Consider the following 24,317-nt stretch of genomic DNA (forward strand, 5'->3'; position numbering starts at 1 on the left):
GACATTTCCCTCTGGCGCGCAGGCGTGGGCTGCGGCACAGTTCCTGGCAGGGGCGGCGGCTAGAATGCGCTTCGTGCCTCACCCACCAACTCACTGCCACCGCCCGCCCGGAGACGCCATGCGCCGCACTGCCCTGCACCTGTCCTTGCTTGCTTCGCTTGCCTGCGCGCCGGCGTTGGCGCAGCCAGTGCAGACCGCCCCCGCGGCGACGCCTGCCAGGGCCACGCAGGTGGCGTCGGTCGAAGGCATCACCGAATACCGCCTGCCCAACGGCTTGCGCATCGTACTGGCACCGGACGCGGCCAAGGCCACCACCACCGTCAACATCACCTACCTGGTCGGCAGCCGCCATGAGAACTATGGTGAGACCGGCATGGCCCACCTGCTCGAGCACCTGCTGTTCAAGGGCACGCCAGCGCTGCCGGACAAGACCATCCCGACCGAGTTCGCGCGGCGCGGCATGAGCGTGAACGGCACCACCGCGCAGGACCGTACCAACTTCTTCGGCACCTTCAGCGCCAACGACGACAACCTCGACTGGGCGCTGCGCATGGAAGCCGACCGCATGGTCAACAGCGTGATCTCGCGCACCGACCTGGACAGCGAGATGACGGTGGTGCGCAACGAGATGGAAATGGGCGAAAACAGCCCCGGGCGCATGCTGATGCAGCAGACCATGGCCGCCGCCTACCGCTGGCACAACTACGGCAAGGCCCCGATCGGCGCGCGCAGCGACGTGGAGCAGGTCAGCATCGACAACCTGCGTGCCTTCTATCGCCGCTACTACCAGCCCGACAACGCGGTGCTGGTGGTGGCCGGCAAGTTCGATCCCGCCGCCACGCTGGCACGCATCGAGCGCTACTTCGGGCCGATCCCGCGCCCGACGCGCGTGCTGCCGCCCGAGCATACCGTCGAGCCCGCACAGGAAGGCGCGCGCGAGCTGGTAGTGATGCGCCCCGGCGACAACAGCCTGGTCGCCGCGCAGTACCACGTCAGCCCGGGCGCGCATCCGGACAGCACGGCACTCTCGCTGCTGACCATCATCCTCGGCGACACGCCGGGCGGGCGGCTGTACAAGGCGCTGGTCGAGCGTGGCCAGGCCGTGTCGGTCGGCACCGCGCTCTATGCGATGAAGGACCCGGGCGCGCTGCTGCTCATGGTCGAGACGTCCAAAGACCAGCCGCTCGCGGCCGCGCGCGCCGGGCTGATCACGCAGGTCGAGGGCTTTGCCGAGGCGCCCGTGACCGAGGCCGAGCTGGAACGTGCGCGCGTGCGCATGCGCAACGCGTACGAACACTACATGAACGATCCCGGCGCGCTCGGCATTGCGCTGTCCGAGGCCATCGCCAAGGGCGACTGGCGCCTGTTCTTCCTGGCGCGCGATCGCATCGAGACCACCACGCTTGCCGACGTGCAGCGCGTGGCGCTGAACTACCTGCAGGCATCGAACCGCACCGTGGGCGTGTTCCTTCCCGTCGAGCAGCCGTCGCGCACGCAGGTGCCGCCGGCGCCCGATGTCACCGCCATGGTCAGCGGCTACCAGGGCAGGCAGGCAATGGCCGCGGTGGCGGCGTTCGATCCCAGCCCCGCCAATATCGAGGACCACACCACGCGCCAGACGCTGGCCAACGGCATGCAGCTGGCGCTGCTGCCCAAGCCCGCGCGCGGTGAAGTGGTGCACGGCACGCTGGTGCTGCGCATGGGCGACGTGCAGAGCCTGCAGGGGCTGACCACGGTGGGCGCGCTGACCGCCTCCATGCTCCGGCGCGGCGCGGCTGGCATGGACCGCCAGCAGATCGCCGACCGCATCGAGGCGCTGCGCGCGCGCGTCGGCATCTCTGGCGGCTCTGAGCGCGTGACCGTCAGCTTCGATACGCGCCGCGCGCACCTGCCGGAACTGCTGGCCCTGCTGCGCGACCTGCTGCGCGCACCGACCTTCCCCGAGGCGGAGTTAGAAACGCTGCGCAAGACCAGCATCGCGGAAATCGAAAGCATCCAGCGCGAGCCCGGCGTGATGGCGTCCAATGCGCTGGGCCGCCATGGCGACCCCTACCCCGCGGGCGACCCGCGCCATGCGCGCACCTTTGCCGAGAACATCGACGACCTGCAGGCCGTCACGCTGGCGCAGGTGCGTGATTTCCACGCGCGCTTCTACGGCGCGGGCCACGCGCAGCTGAGCCTGGTGGGCGACTTCGATGCCCCGGCCGCGGCCGCGCAGGCAGCGCAGTTGTTCGGCGACTGGAGCGCGCCACAGCCCTACGCGCGCGTCGAGCGCCCCTATGTGCCGATCCCGCCGGCGGAGTTCACGCTGCCCGCTCCGGGCAAGGCCAATGCCATCTACCTGGCCGCCGCGCCGATCGACCTGACCAACGACGCGCCGGACTATGCGTTGATGATGATTGCCAACCGCGTGCTCGGCGGCGCCAGCCTGCGCGGCCGCCTGGCTGACCGGCTGCGCCAGCGGGAAGGCCTGAGCTATGGCGCGAGCAGCTGGGTGCAGGTGGGCGCGCTAGACCGCGCGGGACGCTTCGGCCTGCAGGCGCAATACGCACCGCAGAACCTGGCGCGCCTGCAACGCGCCATGGCCGAGGAGCTGGAGCGCTTCGTGCGCGACGGCATCACCGCGCAGGAACTGGCCGAGGCCGTCAGCGGCCTGCTGCAGCAGGGCATGGTCAGCCGCAGCAACGATGCCGCGCTGGCCGGCGCGCTGGCCAACCAGCTCTACCTGGGCCGCACCATGGCCTTCACCGCCGAACTCGAAGAGCGCCTGCGCAACGCCACGCCGGAAGCCGTCAACGCGGCCATTCGGCGCTACATGCAGCCAGGCACGCTGTCGCGCGTCTATGCCGGCGACTTCAGCGGCGCACCGGCGCAGGCGGGCACGACCGGCAGCGGAAGTGGCGCCGGCGCGCCCGGGAGCACAGGCAACGAAGCGGCCGGCGCGGCACCGCAGGCGCAGCCCTGACATACGCGGGAAACAATATTCGGCTGCACTGGCGAAAGGCCGCAGGCGCGGCCTGCGCAACATCGCGGCGGCAAGGCAGGGAGCGGTCGGCAGGCGTCCGGTGCAAGCCCCTTGCCGCGACCCCGGGTTGACTGTATATTCGTACAGTATAAGTCGATATAAGAGGTGTGGATGTCAATCGTGCGAGCTGGCAGCAAGGCAGAAGCGCTCAGGCTTCTGGCCTCGGAAGGCGTGCTGGCGCTTGAGCTGGACTACGAGACAGGATGGCAGGATGCCGTCGAACTCGGCAGGCTCGGAGAAAAGCGCGGTATCAAGGTGCAGTATCGCGGACAAGAAAGCATCGCCGTCCGTTCCCGCGAAGCCCTGATCGAAGGGCTGGCCAAACCCAAGGCCACGTTCCGTCAACGCAATCTCTATTGCCAGTTCGATCTGGGCACGCTGGCGGACCATGAACTGCTCGACCTCGAGGCCAAGGCCACGCGGCTCGGGGACTATATCCTCGCCGGCCACCTGCTGCGCGATGTCGATGGCGTGTGGCCGCAATAAGCGGCTTGCGCGCACGTCAGACCATTAGAAGAGAAAAAAGCCGCCATGCAGGCGGCTTCCGTCACATTGCGCTGAGCCCGTTCTTCGTGCCCGGTGCCCCGGTCAATGCCACACCCGCGTGGCGTTGGCCCAGCGCGCCGCGCACGACGACTGCGCCAAGGCTGCGTCGATCACTTCGTTGGCGGCCTCCGCCGCTGGCACCGCCGCGGCAGTATCCAGCGCCGCGCGCCACAGCACCGCCGACACCAGCGTCTTGCATTGCCGCCGTTCGCCATGCGCAAGCGCCAGCAGCCGCTCATAGCCGTCCAGCACGATCAGCCGGTCACCACGGCGCGGATGCAGCGACAGCGTGTAGAGGTGGTCAAACTCGCATTGCAGGCTGCCGCCGTTGACCGCGACCACGATGGCACCCGGCAACGCAATGCCGCTGGCCTGGACCTCGCCACGCAGGCGCGCCAGGTGCGCGTGCGCGCGTGGATCGCAGGTGCCGCCCACGCCGCCCGCCATCTCTGCCGGCAGCGCGCTGAGTGCCATCAACTCGGCCGGCGACACCGCCAGCGTATAGGCCTGCAGCGTGGGACGATAAGTTGCCACCACGGCGCGCAGCCGGTGCGGCGCGTCGCCATCATGCCCTGCCTGCAGCGGGCTGTCCGGCCCGCGTAACTGCATCGTGTTCACGTCGACTCCTGCCGCGCGGGGCGTTTACTGGGTCAGTCGCGCAGCAGTTGCTTGGCGATGATCAACTGCTGGATCTGCGTGGTGCCTTCATACAGGCGCAGCAGGCGCACGTCGCGGTAGAAGCGCTCGGCCTTGTACTCGGCGATATAACCGGCGCCGCCATGGATCTGCACCGCGCGGTCGGCTACGCGGCCCACCATCTCGGTACAGAACATCTTGGTGCACGAGGCCAGCATGCTGACTTCCGGATCGCTCTTGCCGGCGGGCTTGGCATCGTAGCGCTGGGCGCAGTCGCGCACCATCGACAGGCCGGCGTACAGCTCGGCCTGGCTGTCAGCCAGCATGCCCTGGATCAGCTGGAAGTCGCCGATGGGCTTGCCGAACTGCTTGCGCTCCTTGGCATACGCCACCGCGTCGGTGATCAGGCGATGCGCCATGCCGCAGGCCAGCGCCGAGAGATGCAGGCGGCCGCGGTCGAGCACCTTCATCGCGGTCTTGAAGCCGACGCCCGGCACGCCGCCGATGATGTTGGCGGCCGGCACGCGCGCGTTCTCAAGCACCACGTCGCAGGTCTTGGTGCCGCGCTGGCCCATCTTCTTGTCCGGCTTGCCCAGCGAGATGCCCGGGGTGTCGGCCGGCACGATGAAGGACGAGATGCCCGAAGCGCCCGCACCGCCGGTGCGCGCCATCAGCGTGAAGGCGCCGGCGCGCGGCGCGTTGGTGATGAAGCGCTTGGTGCCGTTGATGACGTAGTGGTCGCCGTCGAGCTCGGCCTTGGTCTGCAGCGAAGCCGCATCGGAGCCGGCGTTCGGCTCGGTCAGCGCGAACGAGATGATCAGCTCGCCGCTGGCGATGCGCGGCAGGTACTGCTGCTTCTGTTCCTCGGTGCCATCCATCAGGATGCCCTGCGAGCCGATGCCGACGTTGGTGCCGAACACCGAGCGGAAGGCAAAGGCGGTATGGCCCAGGTCATAGACCACATCGCATTCCTGCGACATCGACAGGCCGATGCCGCCGTAGTTCTCGGGGATGGAGATGCCGAACAGGCCCATCTCCTTCATGTCCGCGACGATCTCGGCGGGCACGTCGTCGGTTTCCTCCAGCGTGTCTTCGGCGGGCTTCAGGCGTTCGTCGATGAAGCGCTGCACCGAGGCGCGCAGCAGGGCAAAGGATTCTTGGTCAAGGGCCATGGTGATTCTCCGGGTCAAGCCAGTGCGTCAGTCTGGCCGCCTATGGTACGCCGGTCGCGAGATTTGACAATCCACTGAAACTTGGACAGAAGCGTCAATAAAATTTGACAATCGCAGCGGGCCTCAACCCCATGTGGCGGATAACAGGCCCGCCACACCGATGGCCAGCGCCGCCAGCGCATCGCCCGCGATCAGGCCGCCACCGACCAGCGATGCGGTGCTCATGTCCTGCGGCAAACCCTGGGCCGGCCTTGCGGGTCTGGCCACGGCAGCGGCCAGGCTCGCCATCACTCCGCCGGCCGCCATCCACCCGGCCGCCGCCAGGTTGACGAAGCCACCGAATGACGACGCATAGGGCGAGGGCAGGATCACCGCATCGAGCAGGAAATCGGCCACCCGCCCGCGCCGGCTGGCTTGCGCAAAGCGCTGCCATGCCGGCCGGCCGAGGATGGCCTTGCGCAATACCGCGGTGGCCAGGCCGAGCCCCAGGCCCGTTGCCACCGCCACATGCTGGCCGGCACGGCTTTGCGCCAGCCCGTGCAGCACGCCCACGATCTTGTATGTCATGGCCGAGGTCCAGCGCGCCGGCTGCTGGTCGGCCGGCAGGCTGGTCTGGTCCAGCGCCAGCACCGGGTAGGCATGCATGAACAGCCGTGCCATCGCCACCGCAACCAGCGCACCCACAACGATGCCCGCCACCTGGTAGCCGAACTGCACTATGCGGTCGCTGCCCAGGCGCCAGCCGGTGGAGCGGTCCTGCTGCATGTCGCTCGCCTCGGCCGTGGCCACCAGCAAGACCGTGGCGGCGATCAGCCCGACATGGGGCGCGCGCAGCCCGGCGGCGGCCATCAGGATCACGGACAGCACGAAGGCGGATGAGATCGGGTTCTGGTCGACCATGCCGACCGAGATACCGTTGACCAGCGCAAACACTAGCACCAGCAGCACCGCCATCAGCTGGAAGCCCAACGGCTGGCCGAACCAGGCAACGCCCGCCGCCACCGTGGCCGCGCCCCATAGCAGCGCCCAGGCCGCCACCCAGCCCATGCCCGGCCCGCGCCGCGGCGCAGAGTGCCGCGGCGCGGGCCCCGCACGCCACTGGCGGCACGCCTGCGCCAGCAGCAAGGCCACATCGACGGCTGCCGCCCCCATGATCATGCCCAGGGCTACCAGGAAGGTTGCCTTGCGATAGGGCTCGCCAGTCGCCATCCAGCCCGCGGCGACAAACCACGGGGTCATGGCCCAGCCGGCCAGCCCGCCCACCAGCGCGGCAATGCCCACGCGCGCGCCGACAATCATCCCCGCGCCGAAGGTCGCAGCCGACAGGTCCAGCGCCGCCAGCCACGGCATGCGCGCCGCGCCCAGGCCGCAGCCCAGGCCCAGCGCCATGCCGCCCCCAAGCCGGGCCACCGAACGCCGCAGCAGCGCCGGATCGGTCAGCGCGCGCAGGATATTGGCCACGGCCAGCCCCGACGGAAAGGTCAGCTGCATCCGGTCCACCAGCAATGGCGTGTACAGCATGCCCACGCCCACCCCGAACATGCCGATGCACAACATGTACAGCACCAGCTGCCACAGCGGCGGCTGCGCCATGCCCAGCCACGCCATCGCCTGCAGCACCACGGCCATGCCGCCCATGCCCGCCACCGACGCCGCGGCGGTCTGGATGTAGTTGGCGCCGTGGCGCCCGGGCGCGCCATAGCCCGCCGTCACCACCGAGCCGAGGATGCCCGCCAGCACCTGCCCGCCGACAAAGAAGCCCAGCGAGAAATTCATATACGCGGCAGCGATGCCGCCCAGCGGCCCCAGCACCAGCATGCCTGCCGCGCCCAGCAGCACGTGATACTGCCAGCTGCCCGGCGAGGGCAGCCAGGTGGCACGGGGTGCGGCATCGGTCGGGAGCGTTGGCATGGCGCGGCGCGCGGGCTGAGGCAGTGTGCCTCTTGCGAAGCATAGGCCAAGGCCGCCCTGCGGCGATGTGCGACTTGTCTCCGACTTTCGCCGGACGGTCGATGCCCGGCCGGGTTAACACTAGTTTCGTGCGCAACCATCCGGCCGATATAGTTGCGTACACAACTACATCGCAGAGACACCACAGCCCCGCCATGCCAGACTCCACTGCACCCCACGCGGCCGTGCCGCCGGCACCGCCGCCCTCGTCATCGCGCCCATGGCCGCAGCGCGTGCCGGTACTGATTGCCGGCGGCGGCCCGGTCGGCCTGACGCTGGCCGCGTTGCTGGCGCGACAGGGCATAGCCGCGCTGGTGGTGGAAGCCGACGACGGCTACTGCGCCGGCAGCCGGGCCATCTGCATGGCGCGGCGTTCACTGGAGATCCTCGGCTGGGTGGGCGCGGACCGCACCACCATCGAAACCGGCCTGCCGTGGGTAGGCGGGCGCAGCTACTACCGCGATGCCGAGGTGCTGCATTTCCGCATGCCCAGCGAGCCCGGCGAGCGCTTCGCGCCGATGGTCAATATCCAGCAGTACTACCTGGAGGCCTTCGCCCATGACGCCGCGCTGCACGGCGCCGCGCCGGCGGATGTGCGCTTCGGCGCGCGCGTGCAGGCAGTGCGCCAGCACGGCAGCGGCGTCGTGGCCGAGATCCAGACAGGCGCAGGCGTGGTGCAGGTCGACGCGCAATGGCTGGTGGCCTGCGACGGCGGGCGCAGCACCGTGCGCGAGCAACTGGGCCTGCGCATGGAAGGCACCCAGTACGAAGGCCGCTACGTGATCGTCGATATCGTGCAGAAGACGCGGCGCGAGGTGGAGCGGCTGGCCTGGTTCGACCCGCCCTCCAACCCCGGATCGACCATCCTGATGCACCGCCAGCCTGACGACGTCTGGCGCATCGACTACCAGATCCGCGACGACGAAGACCCCGACGAAGCCGTCAAGCCGGAGAACGTGCTGCCACGCGTGCAGAGCCACCTCGACATGATCGGCGAGACCGAGCCGTGGCGCCCGCTGTGGATCTCGATCTACAACGCCAAGTGCCTGACGCTGCAGGACTACCGCCACGGCCGCGTGCTGTTCGCCGGCGACGCCGCGCACCTGGTGCCGATCTTTGGCGTGCGCGGGCTCAACTCCGGGCTGGACGATGCCGGCAACCTGGCCTGGAAGCTGGCGTGGGTGCTGCGCGGCCAGGCGCCCGACAGCCTGCTCGATTCCTATTCGACCGAACGCGTGCATGCCACGCGGCAGAACATCGCCTACGGGGCCAAGAGCACCGAGTTCATGGCGCCGCCCGACTTCGCCTTCCGGCTGATGCGCGAGGCCACGCTGCGTCTGGCGCAGCATGAGCCCGCGGTGCGGTCGCTGATCAATCCGCGGCAGTCCGCACCGATTGCCTATACGGATTCCGCGCTGAACGGTCCCAGCGACTTTGGCGACGACTGCCCTGGCACCGCGCCCGGCCTGCCCGCGCCGGAAATGCGCGTGGCAGGCCCCGACGAGGTCGTGCACCTTACCCAATGCTTCGGCCAACGGTTCACGTTGCTGTACTTCAGCGATGCGCCCACGTTGCCCGAGCCGCTGGCCGCGTTCGCGCACGCGCATCCGGACGCCGTGCAGGCACGCGTGGTGGTCACCGGCGGCAACGTCGCCGGCGCCACGGCGCTGGCCGACGTCGCCGGCCAGGCCCACGCCCGCTACGGCGCACGACCCGGCACGCTCTACCTCATCCGCCCCGATGGCTATGTCCTGGCACGCTGGCGCGAACCGTCATGGGACGCCGTGCGCGCCAGCCTCGACCCCCTGTTGCAAACCGGAGCCCGACATGCAAGCTGAAGACCTCGACCTCGCCTACACCCGCCTTTGCGAGGCCATGGGCCGTGCCGGCGAAGCGCACACCCCGCTGCTATTGGCAATGGTGTGCCTGGGCCTGATGAGCCGGCAGGAGGCGCTGGCGCCGGTGCTGGCGCTGATCGACGAAGCCGAGGCGCACAGCCGGCAATAGGGAACATAGGACACTAGAATGCCGACGCCTGACAAGGACACGCCATGAAGCCACTGCCACGCCTCGAACAGTTCCTGACCTACCGCCTGCACCAGGTCAACAAGCTCAGCGACAAGGACAGCGCCGCCGCCTACCTGGAGCAATGCGGCCTGCCGCTCAGCGAGGGCCGCTGCCTGGCCGCGATCGGCGCCTTTGCGCCGCTGTCGGTCAACGAGCTGGCGCAGGGCGCCAACCTGACCAAGGGCCAGGCCAGCCGCTCGGCGCAGGCGCTGGTGGCGCGCGGGCTGGTCAGCAAGGAGGCCAGCGAGGCCGACGGGCGCGGCGTGGTGCTGTCACTGACTGCACAGGGCAAGCCGCTCTACCGGCAGGCGATCGCGATGATCGCCAGGCGCAATGCGGAGATCTTCGGCTGCCTGAGCGACGCCGAACAGGCGCTGCTGGGCAGCCTGCTCGACCGGCTGGTCGCGCACGCCGGCCAGCAGCACGAAGACGGCGCCGAAGACGCCGGCGCCTGAGCCTTCAGCGGCGCAGGTTGTCCACCTGCACGCGTGCGCCATCGCGGCGCGCGGCGTCGGCCACCTCATTGGTGACCACGGTCTGGCCGATCGGCGCCAGCGCAATGCCGGCCAGCTTCAGGTGCTGGATCGCAAACGGAATGCCGATGATGGTCACGAAGTTGGCGACCGCCGCCATCACGTGGCCGATGGCCAGCCACACGCCGGCAACGACAAACCACAGCACATTGCCGACCAGCCCCAGCGCACCGGTGCCGACATCGTCGCGCCCGGTCAGCTCGCGCCGGCTGATGGCCTGCTTGCCGAACGGGAAGAACGTGAACGTGCCGATCACGAAGCAGGCCTTGCCCCAGGGGATCCCGATGATCGAGATAAAGGCCAGCAGCCCGGCCAGCCACCACGCCAGGCCCATGACCACGCCGCCAAGGATGAACCAGAGGAAGTTGCCGATTGCGCGCATGCCGTTCGTTCACGAGTGAGGAAGAGAACACGCATGATACGCAATGGTGTTGTGCCGGCATGGCGGCGAGGGGGTCGTGGCCGCAAAGCGTACCCGTTTCTGCGTGCCTTGCCGGGACCGGCTGAACGGCGTCGCCGGTCCTTCGGGAAACGCGTTCGAGCCTTGTTTATAGGCATATTGCACTCTGCAAGGCCGGTCGCAAACCCCGCTTCCGCAGGCAAAGCGTACCCGTTTCTGCGTGCCTCCGCGCGTGCTGGCGCCTTCGGCAAGCACGACGCCGCAGCGCTAGAATGTGACGCTGGCCCGCTATCCGCGCGCCAGCCCCCTGGGCAGCCAACACGCTGTCACCCTTCTCCGACTCCACCGTCTACTCCGCTGTCCCCGCCATGAAGCCCACGCTGCTGATCCTGACCCAGATCGCTACCCACCACCGCGACGCCATTGCCGAACGATTCGAGATCCTCTATGCGCCGGACGCGGAAGGCCGCGCCGCGCAGATCGCCACGCAGGGCGAACGCATCCGCGCGGTACTGACCATCGGCTCCACCGGCCTGACCGCGGCGGAGATCGACGCGATGCCGGCACTGGAACTGGTGTGTGCGCTGGGCGCGGGCTTCGAGAATATCGCCGTGGCCCACGCCCGCGCACGCGGCATCGCCGTGGCCAATGGTGCCGGCACCAACGACAGCTGCGTGGCCGACCACGCCTTCGCGCTGCTGCTGGCGACCGTGCGCGCCGTGCCGCAACTGGACGCGGCCACGCGCGCCGGCACCTGGCGCACCGCGCTGCCGCTGCGGCCCAATGTCTCGGGCAAGCGGCTGGGGATCGTTGGGCTAGGCACCATCGGCAGGCGTATTGCCCGGCGCGGCGAAGGCTTCGACCTCGAGATCGGCTATCACAACCGCAAGCCGCGCGAAGACGCGGGGTACCGGTACTTCGACAGCATCGGCGCGCTGGCCGCGTGGGCGGACTACCTGGTGATCGCCACGCCGGGCGGGGCGGGTACGCGGCACCTGGTCGATGCAAGCGTGCTGGCGGCGCTGGGGCCGGCCGGGTTCCTCGTCAATATCGCGCGCGGCAGCGTGGTGGATACCGAGGCGCTGGCTTCAGCGCTGCGCGCCGGCAAGCTTGGCGGGGCTGGGCTGGATGTCTATGAGAGCGAGCCGGCGCCGCCGGTGGTGTTGTTCGACTGTCCTAACGTCGTGCTGACACCGCATGTGGCAGGCTGGTCGCCGGAGGCCATCACGGCGTCCGTGATGCAGTTCCTGGAGAATGCGCGGCGGCATTTTGCGGGGGAGGGGGTGTTGACGCCGGTGGGGTGAGGGGCAAGCTTTTGCATTGGCCAACGGTACGCCGTCGCTCTTGGCATGCGTGGGCTGTTTCGCTGGCATAGCCGGCGACCTACTTTCTGTCCGAGCGACAGCAGCCCAACCAGCAGCTCAAGACCTACCCGGCCCCAAACACCACCCTCACCCGCAACCCTGGCCCCGCATCCTCCAGCACCACCCGCGCCCCATGCGACTGCGCAATCTCCGCCACGATGGCCAGCCCGAGCCCGCTCCCGCCGGTGGGTGCATCGGCCACCCGATAGAAGCGATCAAACACACGCACACGCTCTTCAGCGGGTATCCCCGGCCCGTTGTCGCTGACCACCAGTTCAACGGCACGCCCGTCGGCACTGCGACCCACCAGCACATCGATACGGCTTCCGGCAGGGATATAAGCCAGCGCGTTATCCAGCAGGTTGGTCAGCAGGATGCGCAACGCATCCACATCGCCCCGCACCACCGCCGGCGATGTGTCCTCGCTGCCGTCGAGCCCAAGGTCGATATTGCGATCCAGCGCGGCCTGCGCCATGTCCGCGACCACGCTTGCGGCCAGTTGGTGCAGCTCCACCGGTTCGTGCGGAGGAATGGCTGCGCCCGGCTCCTGCCGTGCCAGCGTCAACAGCTGGGTGACCAGGTGGGTCAACCGCTCCAGTCCCTGGCGCAGCTTGCCGATCGCTTCGTCACGCGCTGCGCCGTTCTCAGCCCGTTCCACCAGCTGTGCCTGCAACTGCAGCGCGGCCAGCGGCGTGCGCAGCGCATGGGCGGCGTCGGCGACGAAGGCGCGCTGGGTGTCGATGGCGTGCGAGAGCCGCGCCAGCAGCTGGTTCAGCGCGGCGCTCAGCGGAGCGATCTCGTCCGGCATCTGGCGCACGGCCAGCGGCGCCAGTGTGTTGGCGTCGCGCGCGCGCACCTCGGTGGCGATTTCGCGCAGCGGGCGCAGGCCGCGCCCCACTGCCATCCACACCAGCCAGCCCAGCAACGGCAGCAGCAACAGCAGCGGCGCCACGGTGCGCAGCGCCATGCGCGCTGCCAGCGTGCGCCGGGCGCTCATCGGCTGCGCGATCTGCACCACGGTCGGCCCGAGCTGCATGCTGTACAGGCGCCATTCGCCCTGCTGCGTGGTCACATTGGAAAAGCCCAGCTCCGCGCGCGCGGGCAGCGCCGGGTGCGAATGCGACAGGTACAGGCTGCGGCCGGAGCCGTCCCAGATATGGATGACCACATCCTCGTCGGCGTGCGCCAGGTCGTCGGGCGCGCCCAGAAAAGGCGGCGCCACCGGGTCGGCGAACTGGCTGGGCAATGCCGCGGCCATCTGCTTCATCTGGTAGTCGAACAGCGCGTTGGCTTCCTGCCGTGCCTGCCCGTAGATCAGCGCCGTGGCGACGGCGATGCCGGCAAGCAGGCCCGCGGCCAGCCACCACAGCAGGGTTCGCTGGATGGAGCGCATCAGGGGGTGTCTCCTTCGCCTGCGGATGCTGCATCCCCATCGAGGCGCGGCACCACGTAGCCCACGCCGCGGATATTGCGGATCAGCGCCGCGCCGAACTTCTTGCGCAGCGCGTGGATATAGACCTCGACGGTATTGCTGCCGACCTCGTCGTCCCAGCCGTACAGCCGCTCCTGCAATTGCGGCACCGACCAGACCTTGCCGGGCCGCGCCATCAACGCGGACAGCAGCGCGAACTCGCGCGCCGACAGCCGCACCGGCTCGCCGCGGTGGGTGGCCTCGCGGGTCGTGGGGTTGAGCACGATGTCGCCGTAGCTGACCAGCGGCTCCGCCCGGCCGGCGGCGCGGCGCGCCAGCGCGTGCATGCGCGCCGCCAGTTCCTGCAGGTCAAAGGGCTTGACCAGGTAATCATCGGCGCCGGCATTGAGCCCCGCGACACGGTCCGCGACGGCATCGTGCGCGGTCAGGATCAGCACCGGCGTCGGCACGCCGCGCGCGCGCAAGGTGCGCAGCACGTCGAGGCCCGGGCGCCGCGGCAGACCGAGGTCGAGCAGAATCAGGTCATAGCACGCCTGGCCGCCCTGCGCGGTGCTGGCCGCGGCCAGGCCCGCGTCGCCGTCGCGCACCCAGTCGACGGTAAAGCCTTCCTGGCGCAGCGCCAGCTTGACGCTGTCGCCGATCATGGCGTCGTCTTCCACCAGCAGCACGCGCATGGCTATGCGTTCCCGCCGGAACCGTCAAGCCGCTCGGCCAGTGCGCGCGCCAGTCCCGGCAGCGCGGGGTGGCTGGCGGTGATGACATGGACCGGCACGGCCTCCAGCCAGCCGCGCATGCGGCCCTTGGCGACGAAGCGTACGGCAAAGGCCGAGGCCTGCAGCGCCGGCACGAAGCGTGGCAGGATGCCGCCGCCCAGGTAGACCCCGCCACGTGCGCCCAGCACCAGGGCGATGTCGGCCGCAACCGAGCCGAGCAGGCCGAAGAACACCGTCATGGCGCGCTGGCACAGCGGGTCGTGACGCTCGAAGGCGCCGGTGGTGACCTGCTCCGGCAGCAGCGGCGCAAGCAAAAGCGTACCCGTTTCTGCGGCCAGCGCGGCATGGATATGCGACAGGCCGCTGCCGCACAGGAGCCGTTCCGCCGACACCCGGCCGACGTTGCGATGGGCAGCGCGCCAGGCGACCCATTCGTCGTCAGTGTCGGGCATCAGCTCGATATGGCCGCCTTCGCCGGCCAGCGCCACGGCTGGTCCGCCCGGCGCCGGCACTAGGCCGGAAACGCCCAGCCCGGTGCCCGGCCCGATCAGCGCAAGCGGCGCGGTGCGCACCGCGGTGCCGGCGCGCACGGGCACCAGCCCGTCGGCAGGCAGATGCGGCAGGGCCAGCGCCAGCGCGGTGAAGTCGTTGATGGCCACCAGGGTCTGCAGCCCGAGCGCGCGCCGCATGCCGTCGATCGAGAACGACCAGTTGTGGTTGGTCAGCCGGACCTGGTCGCCGGTCACCGGGTTGGCCAGGCCGATCGCCGCGTGGCGCGGCACGGGCTTGCCCGACGCGGCCAGGCCGTCGAGATATTGGCGCAGGGCCGCTTCGAGCGACGGGAAATCGGCCACCTTCAGCGCGGTCACCGGGCCGATCCGCATTGGTGCGGTTTCCAGTGCAAAGCGCACGTTGGTGCCGCCCACATCGCCGAGCAGGCGGGGGAAGTCAGCGCAGGAGGATGCAGTGGTGGCCATGGCGTCGGGTATCGCTCCGCTTGGGAATCAGATCTGTCAGGTCTTGAACACGTCAAGCCCGTGCCGGTGCCGTGACAACACCAGGCTGACCGGCAACGACGGCGCAGGTCCCTGCAGCGCGCGTTCGAGCACCTCGGCCTTGGCTGCGCCGGACACTGACAGGAACACGCGCTCGGCGGCCAGCAGCGCCGCCAGGTTCAGCGTGATGCGGGCATGGGGCGCGACTGACGGGTGCGTGATCACGTAGCCGGGCTGCGGCTCGCTCAGCGCGCTCTGCAGTTCGGGCGCATCCGGGAACAGCGAGGCGGTATGGCCGTCCTCGCCCATGCCCAGCACCACCACGTCGGGCTGGCGAAATGCGCTGTTGGCCCGCGCCACCGCTTGTGCCGGCGCGGCAACGTCCTGCGCATCGGCAATCAGCGGTACGAAGGCGGCGCTGACAGCGGCCTCGCGCAGCAGGTGCGCGCGCACCAGGGCGGCGTTGCTGTCCGCGTGGTCGGGCGGCACCACGCGCTCGTCGACCAGCGTGATGGTCACCGCCTCCCAGCGCACATGCCGGTGGCGCAGCCGCTCGAACATCGCCACCGGCGAGCGTCCGCCCGAGACCGCCAGCACCGCCCAGCCCTTGACGCGGATGGCCAGCTCCAGCGCATTGCCGATCGAGATGGCCAGCGCCTCGGCCTGGTCCATCGGGGTGGGATGTTCAAACTGGCGCATGATGGTTTCCTTTGCGATTCTGCGGGCGCATGGCTCAGGCTTCCTCGTGCCACAGCCCGCCGTCGCGCGACATCAGCGCCGACGACGCGGCCGGCCCCCAGGTGCCGGCGGTATAGGGTTTGGGCGGCACGGTGCTGGCTTCCCAGGTGTCGATGATAGGTTCGACCCAGCGCCAGGCCTGCACTTGTTCATCACGGCGCACGAACAGGCCCAGCCGGCCGCGGATCACGTCGAGCAGCAGCCGTTCGTAGGCGCCGGCGCGGCGCACCTTGAACGAGTTGGCAAAGTCCAGGTCGAGCGAGGTCGGCGTCAGCTCCAGCGTGTCGCCGGGCTGCTTGACCAGGCAATACAGGCGGATGCTTTCTTCTGGCTGCAGCTGGATCACCAGCCGGTTCTGCGGCGACAGCGTCAGCGGCCGCGGGAAGATCGCGTGCGGCACGTCGCGGAAATGGATCACGATCTCGGCCACGCGGGACTGCATGCGCTTGCCGGTGCGCAGGTAGAACGGCACCCCTTCCCAGCGCCAGTTGGCGATCTCGGCCTTGATCGCGACAAAGGTCTCGGTGCGGCTGTCGGGCGCGATGCCCGCTTCTTCCAGGTAGCCCGGCACCGGCTTGCCGCCGATGGCACCGGAGCGGTACTGGCCGCGCACGGTCTTCTCGGCCACGTCCTGCGGCGTGATCGGCTTAAGCGCCTTCAGGATCTTGATCTTCTCGTCGCGGATGGCATCTTCGCTGAGGCTGGCCGGCGGCTCCATCGCCACCATGCACAAGAGCTGCAGCAAGTGGTTCTGCACCATGTCGCGCAGCGCGCCGGTGCGGTCGTAGAAGTCGCCGCGCGTTTCCACGCCGAGTTCTTCGGCGATGGTGATCTGCACGTCCTGCACCCACTCGCGCCGCCACAGCGGCTCGAACAGCGCGTTGCCAAAGCGGATCGCCATCAGGTTCTGCACCGACTCCTTGCCGAGGTAATGGTCGATGCGGTAGATCTGCTCTTCGGCGAAGAACTTCGCCACTGCGGAGTTGATCGCCTCGTTCGATTCGAGGTCATGCCCCAGCGGTTTTTCCAGCACGATGCGCACGTTGGGCGCCTGGCGCGTGTTCAGGCCGGTGCGTGCCAGCTGCTCGCAGATCGACACGAACAGGTGCGGTGCGGTGGCGAGATAGCACACCACCACTTCAGGCTTGCGTGCCAGCACCTGCTCCGCCAGCGCATCGAAATGCGCGGGCACGCGTGCGTCGGCCTGCACGTAGACAATGCGCGCGCAGAACTTGTCCCATGACTCGGGCGGCGCATGGGCCAGCCCGGGGCGCACGGTCTGTTCCAGCGAGGCGAGGTAGTCCGCGGTAGAGAGCGGCAGGCTGCCGGTGGCGAGGATGCGTGCGGCCGGATGCAGCAGGCCAGCGTGGTGCGCATCGAACAGGGAAGGCAGCAGCTTGCGCCGCGCCAGGTCGCCGGTGCCGCCGAACAGCACCATGTCGAAATCAGGCATGCTCACCCTGGGACTCCTTGTGCGGTTGAGGACCCGCCATGGGCGGGTTTGCATGGTGGCAAGTTTACGTGACTCGCCCCGGCTTGGCGAGGCGCAGGCTGCGGCACATGCCGCGGCAAATGCATGACCCGGGCCCAAAGCGTACCCGTTTCTGCGTGCATCGGTCAGTGCACCGTGCGGTACGCGGCAAAGTGCGCTAGGCTGAAAGCTCCCCCGCAGGAGAACCCCATGCCACGTCATCCAGTGCTCGAGCGGGTCACCGCCCGCATCGTCTCCCGCAGCGCCGCCTCGCGCCAGGCGTACCTTGACCGCACCCGCGCCATGGCCGGGCAGAAGGTCGAACGCGCGCAGCTTTCCTGTACCAACCTGGCCCATGCGGTGGCTGCCATGCCTGACGCCGCGAAGATTCGTCTGAAGGCCGACGAGCGGCCCAACCTGGCGATCGTCTCGGCCTACAACGACATGCTGTCGGCGCACCAGCCGCTGGCGGCTTTCCCCCAGTGGCTCAAGGAAGCGGCGCTCGAGGCCGGCGGCACCGCGCAGTTTGCCGGCGGCACGCCCGCGATGTGCGACGGCGTCACGCAGGGCCAGGACGGCATGGACCTGTCGCTGTTCTCGCGCGATGTGATTGCGCTGGCCACGGCAGTGGCGCTGTCGCACCAGATGTTCGATGCCGCGCTGTACCTGGGCGTGTGCGACAAGATCGTGCCCGGGCTGGTGATGGGCGCGCTGTCGTTCGGCCACCTGCCGGCCGTCTTCGTGCCGGGCGGGCCCATGACCACCGGCATCAGCAACGACGAAAAGGCGCACACGCGCCAGCTCTACGCCGAAGGCAAGATCGGCCGCAAGGAACTGCTCGAGGCCGAGACCCGCTCCTATCACGGCCCCGGCACCTGCACCTTCTACGGCACTGCTAATTCCAACCAGATGCTGATGGAAATGATGGGCCTGCACCTGCCGGGCACGGCCTTCGTCAACCCCAACACGCCGCTGCGTGAGGCGCTCACGCGCGAGGCCGCGCGCCAGGCGCTGAAGCTGGTGCACGGCGGCGAGCGCTATACGCCGGTGGCCGAGGTGCTGGACGAGCGCGCCTTCGTCAACGGCATCGTCGGGCTGCTGGCCACCGGCGGCTCCACCAACCACACGCTGCACCTGATCGCGATGGCGCGCGTGGCCGGCATCGTGCTGGGCTGGGACGACTTTGACGAGCTCTCGGCCGTGGTGCCGCTGCTGGCCCGCGTGTACCCGAACGGCAAGGCCGACGTGAACCAGTTCCAGGCCGCCGGCGGGCTGCCCGTGGTGATCCGCGGGCTGCTGTCGCTGGGCCTGGTGCATGACGACGTGACCACCATCGTCGGCCGCGGGCTGCAGGATTACACGCGCGAACCCGTGCTGCGCGACGGCAAGCTGACGTGGATCGACGGCCCGGCCGCGCCGCTCGATGACAGCATCGTGCGTGGCGCCGACGCGCCCTTTGCGCCGGACGGCGGCATCAAGGTGCTGGACGGCAAGCTGGGCCGCGCGGTGATCAAGACCTCGGCGGTCAAGGCCGAGCACCAGGTGGTGGAGGCACCGGCGATCGTGTTCGAGCATCAGGACGATGTGCTGCACGCATTCAAGCGCGGCGAGCTGGAGCGCGACTTCGTTGCGGTGCTGCCGTGGCAGGGCCCGGCCTCGTGCGGCATGCCCGAGTTGCACAAGCTCACGCCCACGCTGACGGTGCTGCAGGACCGCGGCTTCCATGTGGCGCTGGTAACCGACGGGCGCATGTCGGGCGCGTCGGGCAAGGTGCCGGCAGCCATCCATGTCTGCCCCGAGGCGCTGCACGGAGGCGCGATCGGGCGCGTGCGCAGCGGCGACATGATGCGCGTGGATGCGCCCGCGGGCGTGCTCGACGTGCTGGTGCCGGATGACGAATGGCAGGCGCGCGCGCCTGCCCGTCCGGACCTGAGCGCCAATCGCCACGGCGTGGGCCGCGACCTGTTCGCCACCTTCCGCCGCCATGTCAGCACTGCGGAAAGCGGTGCCTGCACGCTGTTTTCGGACGAGGGCGACGAAAACAATCTGCAGCGCTAGCCCAGGTGCTGTACCGGCTGGCGCGGCGCCGCGCCGGTCGGGTGCGGCGCGCCCGCCGCTGGCGCGCTGTCGGCCACCTTCACCGCACCCGGCACCGAAGCGGCGCCCGGCACGTGCAATTCCTGGATCGGCACCGCCAGCTTGCTGCCGGCCTGTTCCAGCGCGTGCTTGATGCGCTCGTAGAACGCGAAACGCACGTTCCAGTAGTCGTCATTCGAGGTCCAGTAGCGCACGTTCAGCGTGATGCCCTGCTGCGTGTAGTTGACCACCATGGTCTCGGGCTTGGGGTCGGCCAGCAGGCGCGGCTCGCGCGCGAGCATTGCGCGCAGCGCTTCCAGGCTGCGCTGCACATCGCTGTCGAAGGTCACCGTGGCTTCGATGTCAGCGCGCCTCGTGGCGTTCTCGCTGTAGTTGGTGATGGCGCTGCCCCACAGCTTGCCGTTGGGCACGCGCAGGCACACGCCGTCGAAGGTGGTCAACTCAGTCATGAAGAGGCCGGTCTCGCGCACGGTGCCGGCCACCCCCTGCGCATCGATGTACTGGCCTACGCGGAACGGCCGCAGCAGCACCAGCATGATGCCGGCGGCAATATTCTGCAGGGTGCCCTGCAGCGCCAGCCCGATGGCCAGGCCCGCGGCGCCCAGCATGGCGATGATGCTGGCGGTCTGCACCCCGAACTGCGACAGCACCAGCACGATGGTCAGCACGCGCACCATCCATTGCAGCGCGTTGGCCAGCAGCGGGCGCATGGTTTCGTCCACGTGCGTGCGGCTGAGCGCGCGCCGGGCCGCCCGGCCCACGCGGGCCGACAGCCACCAGCCGGCCATCAGGATCAGGATGGCTGCCAGGCAGTTCATGCCCTGGTTGATGGCGAACTGGACCAGGTAGGTCCAGCCCGCCTCCAGCTTGTTGGCATCGATGAAGTTCAGGTCCATGGGAGCGGCTCCGTTTGCGGTTGTTATGGAGGAGACAGGCGGTGCTGCGTACCCGTTTCTGCGTGCGGCAGCGGGCTGCCAGATTACCCTCAGGCGGCTGGCAGAAAACTTCCCGCCGGGGAAATTGCCGTACGTTGCAAGCGCGATGTCAGACGATCACCGACAATGCCGACACGGCAACCCAGTTAGGGAGACAAGCAAGGCGGGAATTGGTTTCCGGCGATTGCGGTTCGCGCTTGCGTGCCGACGCGCCAGCCCTTGTGCAATCAAGGCTGGCGGCGGATCAGAAAAATCCGAGCGAGGGAGGGACCAGGAGCAGCCAGGCCAAGCCTGGTGCGGCGGGCCAGCTGTGCTGGCACAACTTTCAGCGACGAAAGTTGGCGAAGGGGTGTCGGCGATACCGCCGTGCGGGCACCGGCAGGGACGCAGAAACGGGTACGCTCCCTGCCCTGCCCCGGCAACGGGTCAGGCAGGATGGTCGTGCAGCCGGTCGCGCGCGGCCAGCGCAGGAAAGAACCGCATCCACAGCGCCACCACCAGCAGCGTGCCGACGCCGCCCAGGATCACCGCGCCCACCGGGCCCAGCAATGCCGCGGTGACGCCGGACTCGAACTCGCCCAGCTGGTTCGAGGCGCCGATAAACACCGAATTGACGGCACCCACGCGCCCGCGCATGTCGTCCGGGGTGTCGAGCTGGACCAGTGTGGAGCGCACCACCACGCTGATCATGTCCGAGGCCCCCAGCACCACCAGCGCCACCATCGACAACGGCAGCCAGGTCGATACGCCGAACACCACGGTAGCCACCCCGAACAGCGCCACCGCGCCGAACATGATGCGCCCGGCGCGCCGGTTCAGCGGATGGCGCGCCAGCCACAGCGCCATCACCAGCGCGCCGACTGCCGGCGACGAACGCAGCAGCCCCAGGCCCCACGGGCCGGTGTGCAGGATGTCGCGCGCGTAGATCGGCAGCAGTGCCACGGCGCCGCCCAGCAGCACCGCGAACAGGTCCAGCGAAATCGCGCCCAGCAGCACCGGGCGGCTGCGGATATAGGCAAACCCCGCAAACACCGTTCGCACGCTGACCGGCGCCGTCAGGCGCTGCGCGGCCTGGCGCAGCGTGATGCCGCTTACCAGCACGGCAGCAATGGCAAAGAGCGTGGCACTCAGCCCATAGACCACGCCCGGCCCGGCCACGTAGGCAAAGCCGCCGATGGCCGGGCCGATGATGATGGCGGCCTGCCCGGCGGAACTGGCCAGCGCCACCGCGCGCGGCAGCTGGCGTGGCGTCACCACGCTGGGCAGCAGCGCCTGCAGCGTGGGGGTCTCGAACGCGCGCGTGGCGCCGATCAGCGCGACGAAGACAAAGATGTGATGGCTGTCGATCCATCCGCTCAGGCTGGCCACGGCCATGCCGGCGGCCAGCAGCGCCTCGATCGCCTGGCAGGTGCGCACGATGCGGCGCCGGTCGAAGCGGTCGGCCACGTGCCCCGACATCAGGATCAGCACCACCGACGGCAGGAACTGCACCAGCCCGACCATGCCGAGCATCAGCGGGTCGCGGGTCAGGTCATACATCTGCCAGCCGACCGCCACCGTAAAGATCTGGTAGCCAATCGTGGTGCACAGGCGTGCGAACCAGTAACGGCGGAAAACGGCGTCGCCGAAGACGCTGTCCGGCGCGGCGGCCTGGACGGTGGCAGGGGAAGACATGGATACGGGAGGGAGGCGGAGATGGCTGCGCACCGCACAGCGCCGCCGTGCCATTGAGGACGCCACGACAGCCTTTGCAGTGCACAAAGGCAAGATTCTAAAGCGCCTGCTGAATACCTGCATACAGATGCCCACACGCGCACACCTACCGAAAAAATCGTTGGTAATTCACCTCTTCTAGGTGTCCGGATGTCTGCACATTGACGCACAGAAACCACAATCCCGGGCGGCGGGTGCTGGCCGTTTCGCTTCTGAGAATCACTCGCATTTATAATCGCGGCCCATTGGCGCGGCCGCCCACGACGTCCCTCCCCTTGGCTTGCGGAACGCGCTGCTTCTCAGGAATCTCATCTTGCAGCCCGCTTTCCGCCTTTCCGGGGGTGCCATCGGCGCCGCCCTGCTGTTCGCCCAGCTTGCCGCCCTGCCGGCCCACGCCGCTGATCCCGCACCTGTCTCCGCGCCTGCCGCCAACCCCGAAGCCACGCTGAACACCGTCACCGTGGTCGGCAACTGGCTGGAGAACGCCAACGAGGCTAAGGTCCTGGAGCACCCCGGCGCGCGTACCATCGTCGACCGCGAGACCTTCCAGGAAGCCGGCGCCAACAATGTGCGCGAGGTGCTGCGCCGCATCCCGGGCGTGCAGGTGCAGGAGAACAACGGCACCGGCGGCAGCGATGTGTCGCTCAACGTGGGCGTGCGCGGGCTGACCTCGCGCCTGTCGCCGCGCTCGACCATCCTGATGGACGGCGTGCCGCTGGCAGTCGCGCCCTACGGCCAGCCGCAGCTGTCGATGGCGCCGCTGTCGCTGGGCAACCTGGAAACCATCGACGTGGTGCGCGGCGCCGGCTCGGTGCGCTACGGCCCGCAGAACGTGGGCGGCATCATCAACTTCGTGACGCGCCCGGTCCCGAAGCTGTTTGCGGCCGATGCATCGGTATCGACCGACATCTACAGCCATGGCGGCAGCGTCAAGACCAACCCGACCGCATTCATCGGCGGCACCAACGACAACGGCCTGGGCGGCGCGTTGCTGTACTCGGGCATCCATGGCAACGGCTATCGCGAGAGCAACGACCACGTCAATATCGACGACCTGATGCTCAAGGGCGCGTACCGGATCTCGAAGACCGATGAACTGAGCGCGGCCTTCCACTACTACGAGGGCAGGGCCGGCATGCCCGGCGGCCTGACTTCGGCCCAGTATGCGGCCGACCCGTTCCAGTCGGTGCGGCCCTACGACAATTTCGACGGCCGCCGCAGCGACTTCAGCCTGAAGTACAGCCACAACGACAACAACCGCAAGTTCGAGGTGCTGACGTACTACACCGACAGCTTCCGCGGCAGCAATATCGAGCAGCAAGGCACCGGCGCGCAGGCCAACCTGCGCCGCCTGACCGCGGCGCCGCGCAACTACCATACGTTCGCGATCGAGCCGCGCTACTCGCAGCTGTTCCGCGGCGAGAGCATGAGCCACGAGGTCAGCGTCGGCTACCGCTTCCTGCGCGAAGCCAGCGACGAAAAGGCATCGCGCACGCTGTTCTACACCCCGGGCACCGTCGACCCCACCACACTGCCGTCACCGGTGTACCAGTCGCGCACGGGCGGCACCACCGCCAATGCGGTCTATCTCGACGACACCATCAACGTCGGCAGCTGGACCATCACGCCGGGCTTGCGCTACGAGTTCATCCGGTCGTACGTGACCGACAACTTCAGCGGCGCGCGCAACGACGTCTCGTCCAACGAGCCGCTGCCGTCGCTGGCGGTGATGTACCACGTCAGCGACCAGTGGAAGCTGTTCGCCAATGCCGGCGTCTCGTTCGGGCCGCTGCAGTACTTCCAGATCGCGCAGACCACCAACGGCCTGACCCCCGAGAAGGCCAAGACGTATGAGGTCGGCACGCACTTCAACGCCAACGGCTGGGGCGGCGAGCTGACGCTGTTCAATATCGATTTCGACGACGAACTGCAGCTGCGCGGCGGCACCGGCGGCGCGCCGGATGCGTGGACCAACCTCGGCGCCACCACCCACCGCGGCGTGGAATCGTCGCTGCGCTATGACTTCGGCGCGCTCGACAAGTCGCTGGCCGGCCTGTCGGCGTACGCGACCTACACCTTCACCGAAGCCACCTACAACCAGGGCAACTTCGCCGGGCGCGACCTGCCGTTCTATTCGCGCCACGTGGCCACCGTAGGCATGCGCTATGCGCGCAACCGCTGGGCGCTCAATGTCGATGGCTTTGCCCAGTCGAAGCAGCATTCGCCGGGCGATCCGAGCACGTCGACCAGCTACCAGACCGCGGAAAGCGCAAACGGTGCGCTGGGTGATATCCCGGGTTATGCGCTGCTGAACATGCGGCTGGGCTATGACTTCGGCAAGTCGGCGCAGAATCTGAAGGTGGCGGTTGGGGTGAAGAATGTGTTCGACAAGCGCTATTTCACGCGCTCGACCGACAACAATGCGGGCAAGTATGTGGGGATGCCGCGGACGTTCTATATCCAGGCGTCGCTGGCGTATTGAGGCGCTGTTCAGCGCCACCGCCCCCTTCAGGAATACAAAACGGCTCGC

General features: G+C 68.7%; 19 protein-coding genes. 8 read left to right on the top strand and 11 right to left on the bottom strand.

Annotation, left to right across the window (positions count from 1 at the left end):
• Positions 1 to 118 precede the first annotated feature (118 nt).
• Entirely contained in the window at positions 119 to 2,965 is a 2,847-nt protein-coding gene (locus tag CNE_RS30065; RefSeq protein ID WP_041228755.1) for a M16 family metallopeptidase, read from the top strand.
• Positions 2,966 to 3,136: 171 nt separating this feature from the next.
• Positions 3,137 to 3,511 carry a hypothetical protein gene (locus CNE_RS30070; protein ID WP_010811174.1) on the top strand — a complete coding sequence of 125 codons (375 nt, stop codon included), beginning with the start codon at positions 3,137 to 3,139 and terminating at the stop codon, positions 3,509 to 3,511.
• Positions 3,512 to 3,613: 102 nt separating this feature from the next.
• Here CNE_RS30070 and CNE_RS30075 read toward each other — a convergent pair whose 3' ends face one another.
• The 3 genes from CNE_RS30075 to CNE_RS30085 form a co-directional block, all read right to left on the bottom strand.
• Positions 3,614 to 4,189, bottom strand: a complete 576-nt coding sequence (locus CNE_RS30075) for a hypothetical protein (protein WP_041228757.1) — start codon at positions 4,187 to 4,189, stop codon at positions 3,614 to 3,616.
• 32 nt (positions 4,190 to 4,221) lie between these two features.
• Positions 4,222 to 5,379 (bottom strand): acyl-CoA dehydrogenase family protein, encoded by a 1,158-nt coding sequence (locus tag CNE_RS30080; protein WP_013954077.1) that lies wholly within the window; start codon positions 5,377 to 5,379, stop codon positions 4,222 to 4,224.
• Positions 5,380 to 5,502: 123 nt separating this feature from the next.
• Positions 5,503 to 7,290 (bottom strand): OPT/YSL family transporter, encoded by a 1,788-nt coding sequence (locus CNE_RS30085; protein ID WP_013954078.1) that lies wholly within the window; start codon positions 7,288 to 7,290, stop codon positions 5,503 to 5,505.
• Between the two features lie 194 nt (positions 7,291 to 7,484).
• Between CNE_RS30085 and CNE_RS30090 the strand changes: the two genes are divergently transcribed.
• The 3 genes from CNE_RS30090 to CNE_RS30100 are packed head-to-tail and all read left to right on the top strand — an operon-like array spanning position 7,485 to position 9,851.
• Positions 7,485 to 9,167 carry an FAD-dependent oxidoreductase gene (locus CNE_RS30090; protein ID WP_013954079.1) on the top strand — a complete coding sequence of 561 codons (1,683 nt, stop codon included), beginning with the start codon at positions 7,485 to 7,487 and terminating at the stop codon, positions 9,165 to 9,167.
• Positions 9,157 to 9,336 (top strand): hypothetical protein, encoded by a 180-nt coding sequence (locus CNE_RS30095; RefSeq protein WP_013954080.1) that lies wholly within the window; start codon positions 9,157 to 9,159, stop codon positions 9,334 to 9,336. Before CNE_RS30090 ends, CNE_RS30095 begins: the two co-directional genes overlap by 11 nt.
• Before the next feature lie 44 nt (positions 9,337 to 9,380).
• The gene (locus CNE_RS30100; RefSeq protein ID WP_013954081.1) at positions 9,381 to 9,851 is read left to right on the top strand and encodes a MarR family winged helix-turn-helix transcriptional regulator; all 471 of its coding nucleotides are present in this window, start codon (positions 9,381 to 9,383) and stop codon (positions 9,849 to 9,851) included.
• A gap of 4 nt (positions 9,852 to 9,855) precedes the next feature.
• On the opposite strand, the gene CNE_RS30105 is transcribed toward CNE_RS30100, so the two are convergent.
• Complete coding sequence (locus tag CNE_RS30105; RefSeq protein WP_013954082.1) at positions 9,856 to 10,311, bottom strand: YccF domain-containing protein; 456 nt, start codon at positions 10,309 to 10,311, stop codon at positions 9,856 to 9,858.
• 386 nt (positions 10,312 to 10,697) lie between these two features.
• On the opposite strand from CNE_RS30105, the gene CNE_RS30110 reads away from it, so the two are divergent.
• The gene (locus CNE_RS30110; RefSeq protein ID WP_013954083.1) at positions 10,698 to 11,633 is read left to right on the top strand and encodes a 2-hydroxyacid dehydrogenase; all 936 of its coding nucleotides are present in this window, start codon (positions 10,698 to 10,700) and stop codon (positions 11,631 to 11,633) included.
• Positions 11,634 to 11,757: 124 nt separating this feature from the next.
• On the opposite strand, the gene CNE_RS30115 is transcribed toward CNE_RS30110, so the two are convergent.
• From CNE_RS30115 to zwf, 5 genes are read right to left on the bottom strand one after another with little or no spacing between them, the layout of a single operon-like run.
• Complete coding sequence (locus CNE_RS30115) at positions 11,758 to 13,086, bottom strand: sensor histidine kinase (RefSeq protein WP_013954084.1); 1,329 nt, start codon at positions 13,084 to 13,086, stop codon at positions 11,758 to 11,760.
• Entirely contained in the window at positions 13,086 to 13,799 is a 714-nt protein-coding gene (locus tag CNE_RS30120) for a response regulator transcription factor (protein WP_013954085.1), read from the bottom strand. Before CNE_RS30120 ends, CNE_RS30115 begins: the two co-directional genes overlap by 1 nt.
• A gap of 2 nt (positions 13,800 to 13,801) precedes the next feature.
• The gene (gene glk / locus CNE_RS30125) at positions 13,802 to 14,815 is read right to left on the bottom strand and encodes a glucokinase (RefSeq protein ID WP_013954086.1); all 1,014 of its coding nucleotides are present in this window, start codon (positions 14,813 to 14,815) and stop codon (positions 13,802 to 13,804) included.
• Between the two features lie 36 nt (positions 14,816 to 14,851).
• The gene (gene pgl / locus CNE_RS30130; RefSeq protein ID WP_013954087.1) at positions 14,852 to 15,532 is read right to left on the bottom strand and encodes a 6-phosphogluconolactonase; all 681 of its coding nucleotides are present in this window, start codon (positions 15,530 to 15,532) and stop codon (positions 14,852 to 14,854) included.
• Between the two features lie 34 nt (positions 15,533 to 15,566).
• The gene (gene zwf / locus CNE_RS30135) at positions 15,567 to 17,024 is read right to left on the bottom strand and encodes a glucose-6-phosphate dehydrogenase (protein WP_013954088.1); all 1,458 of its coding nucleotides are present in this window, start codon (positions 17,022 to 17,024) and stop codon (positions 15,567 to 15,569) included.
• A 228-nt stretch (positions 17,025 to 17,252) separates the two neighbouring features.
• On the opposite strand from zwf, the gene edd reads away from it, so the two are divergent.
• Positions 17,253 to 19,100, top strand: coding sequence for a phosphogluconate dehydratase (edd, locus tag CNE_RS30140; RefSeq protein WP_013954089.1), 1,848 nt, complete (start codon positions 17,253 to 17,255; stop codon positions 19,098 to 19,100).
• On the opposite strand, the gene CNE_RS30145 is transcribed toward edd, so the two are convergent.
• Both CNE_RS30145 and CNE_RS30150 read right to left on the bottom strand, forming a co-directional pair.
• Positions 19,097 to 20,035 (bottom strand): mechanosensitive ion channel family protein, encoded by a 939-nt coding sequence (locus CNE_RS30145; protein ID WP_013954090.1) that lies wholly within the window; start codon positions 20,033 to 20,035, stop codon positions 19,097 to 19,099. The genes edd and CNE_RS30145 overlap by 4 nt on opposite strands.
• A gap of 465 nt (positions 20,036 to 20,500) precedes the next feature.
• The gene (locus CNE_RS30150; RefSeq protein WP_010811158.1) at positions 20,501 to 21,748 is read right to left on the bottom strand and encodes an MFS transporter; all 1,248 of its coding nucleotides are present in this window, start codon (positions 21,746 to 21,748) and stop codon (positions 20,501 to 20,503) included.
• Between the two features lie 352 nt (positions 21,749 to 22,100).
• On the opposite strand from CNE_RS30150, the gene CNE_RS30155 reads away from it, so the two are divergent.
• Complete coding sequence (locus CNE_RS30155; protein WP_041228759.1) at positions 22,101 to 24,269, top strand: TonB-dependent receptor family protein; 2,169 nt, start codon at positions 22,101 to 22,103, stop codon at positions 24,267 to 24,269.
• Positions 24,270 to 24,317 lie beyond the last annotated feature (48 nt).

It is taken from the genome of Cupriavidus necator N-1, assembly GCF_000219215.1.
Classification (GTDB): domain Bacteria; phylum Pseudomonadota; class Gammaproteobacteria; order Burkholderiales; family Burkholderiaceae; genus Cupriavidus; species Cupriavidus necator.

Excerpts from the sequence above, each read along its gene's own strand:
- CNE_RS30065 (WP_041228755.1), top strand. The coding sequence starts at position 119 with ATGCGCCGCACTGCCCTGCACCTGTCCTTGCTTGCTTCGCTTGCCTGC.
- CNE_RS30070 (WP_010811174.1), top strand. The coding sequence starts at position 3,137 with ATGTCAATCGTGCGAGCTGGCAGCAAGGCAGAAGCGCTCAGGCTTCTG.
- CNE_RS30080 (WP_013954077.1), bottom strand. The coding sequence starts at position 5,379 with ATGGCCCTTGACCAAGAATCCTTTGCCCTGCTGCGCGCCTCGGTGCAG.
- CNE_RS30085 (WP_013954078.1), bottom strand. The coding sequence starts at position 7,290 with ATGCCAACGCTCCCGACCGATGCCGCACCCCGTGCCACCTGGCTGCCC.
- CNE_RS30090 (WP_013954079.1), top strand. The coding sequence starts at position 7,485 with ATGCCAGACTCCACTGCACCCCACGCGGCCGTGCCGCCGGCACCGCCG.
- CNE_RS30095 (WP_013954080.1), top strand. The coding sequence starts at position 9,157 with ATGCAAGCTGAAGACCTCGACCTCGCCTACACCCGCCTTTGCGAGGCC.
- CNE_RS30100 (WP_013954081.1), top strand. The coding sequence starts at position 9,381 with ATGAAGCCACTGCCACGCCTCGAACAGTTCCTGACCTACCGCCTGCAC.
- CNE_RS30105 (WP_013954082.1), bottom strand. The coding sequence starts at position 10,311 with ATGCGCGCAATCGGCAACTTCCTCTGGTTCATCCTTGGCGGCGTGGTC.
- CNE_RS30110 (WP_013954083.1), top strand. The coding sequence starts at position 10,698 with ATGAAGCCCACGCTGCTGATCCTGACCCAGATCGCTACCCACCACCGC.
- CNE_RS30115 (WP_013954084.1), bottom strand. The coding sequence starts at position 13,086 with ATGCGCTCCATCCAGCGAACCCTGCTGTGGTGGCTGGCCGCGGGCCTG.
- CNE_RS30120 (WP_013954085.1), bottom strand. The coding sequence starts at position 13,799 with ATGCGCGTGCTGCTGGTGGAAGACGACGCCATGATCGGCGACAGCGTC.
- glk (WP_013954086.1), bottom strand. The coding sequence starts at position 14,815 with ATGGCCACCACTGCATCCTCCTGCGCTGACTTCCCCCGCCTGCTCGGC.
- pgl (WP_013954087.1), bottom strand. The coding sequence starts at position 15,532 with ATGCGCCAGTTTGAACATCCCACCCCGATGGACCAGGCCGAGGCGCTG.
- zwf (WP_013954088.1), bottom strand. The coding sequence starts at position 17,024 with ATGCCTGATTTCGACATGGTGCTGTTCGGCGGCACCGGCGACCTGGCG.
- edd (WP_013954089.1), top strand. The coding sequence starts at position 17,253 with ATGCCACGTCATCCAGTGCTCGAGCGGGTCACCGCCCGCATCGTCTCC.
- CNE_RS30145 (WP_013954090.1), bottom strand. The coding sequence starts at position 20,035 with ATGGACCTGAACTTCATCGATGCCAACAAGCTGGAGGCGGGCTGGACC.
- CNE_RS30150 (WP_010811158.1), bottom strand. The coding sequence starts at position 21,748 with ATGTCTTCCCCTGCCACCGTCCAGGCCGCCGCGCCGGACAGCGTCTTC.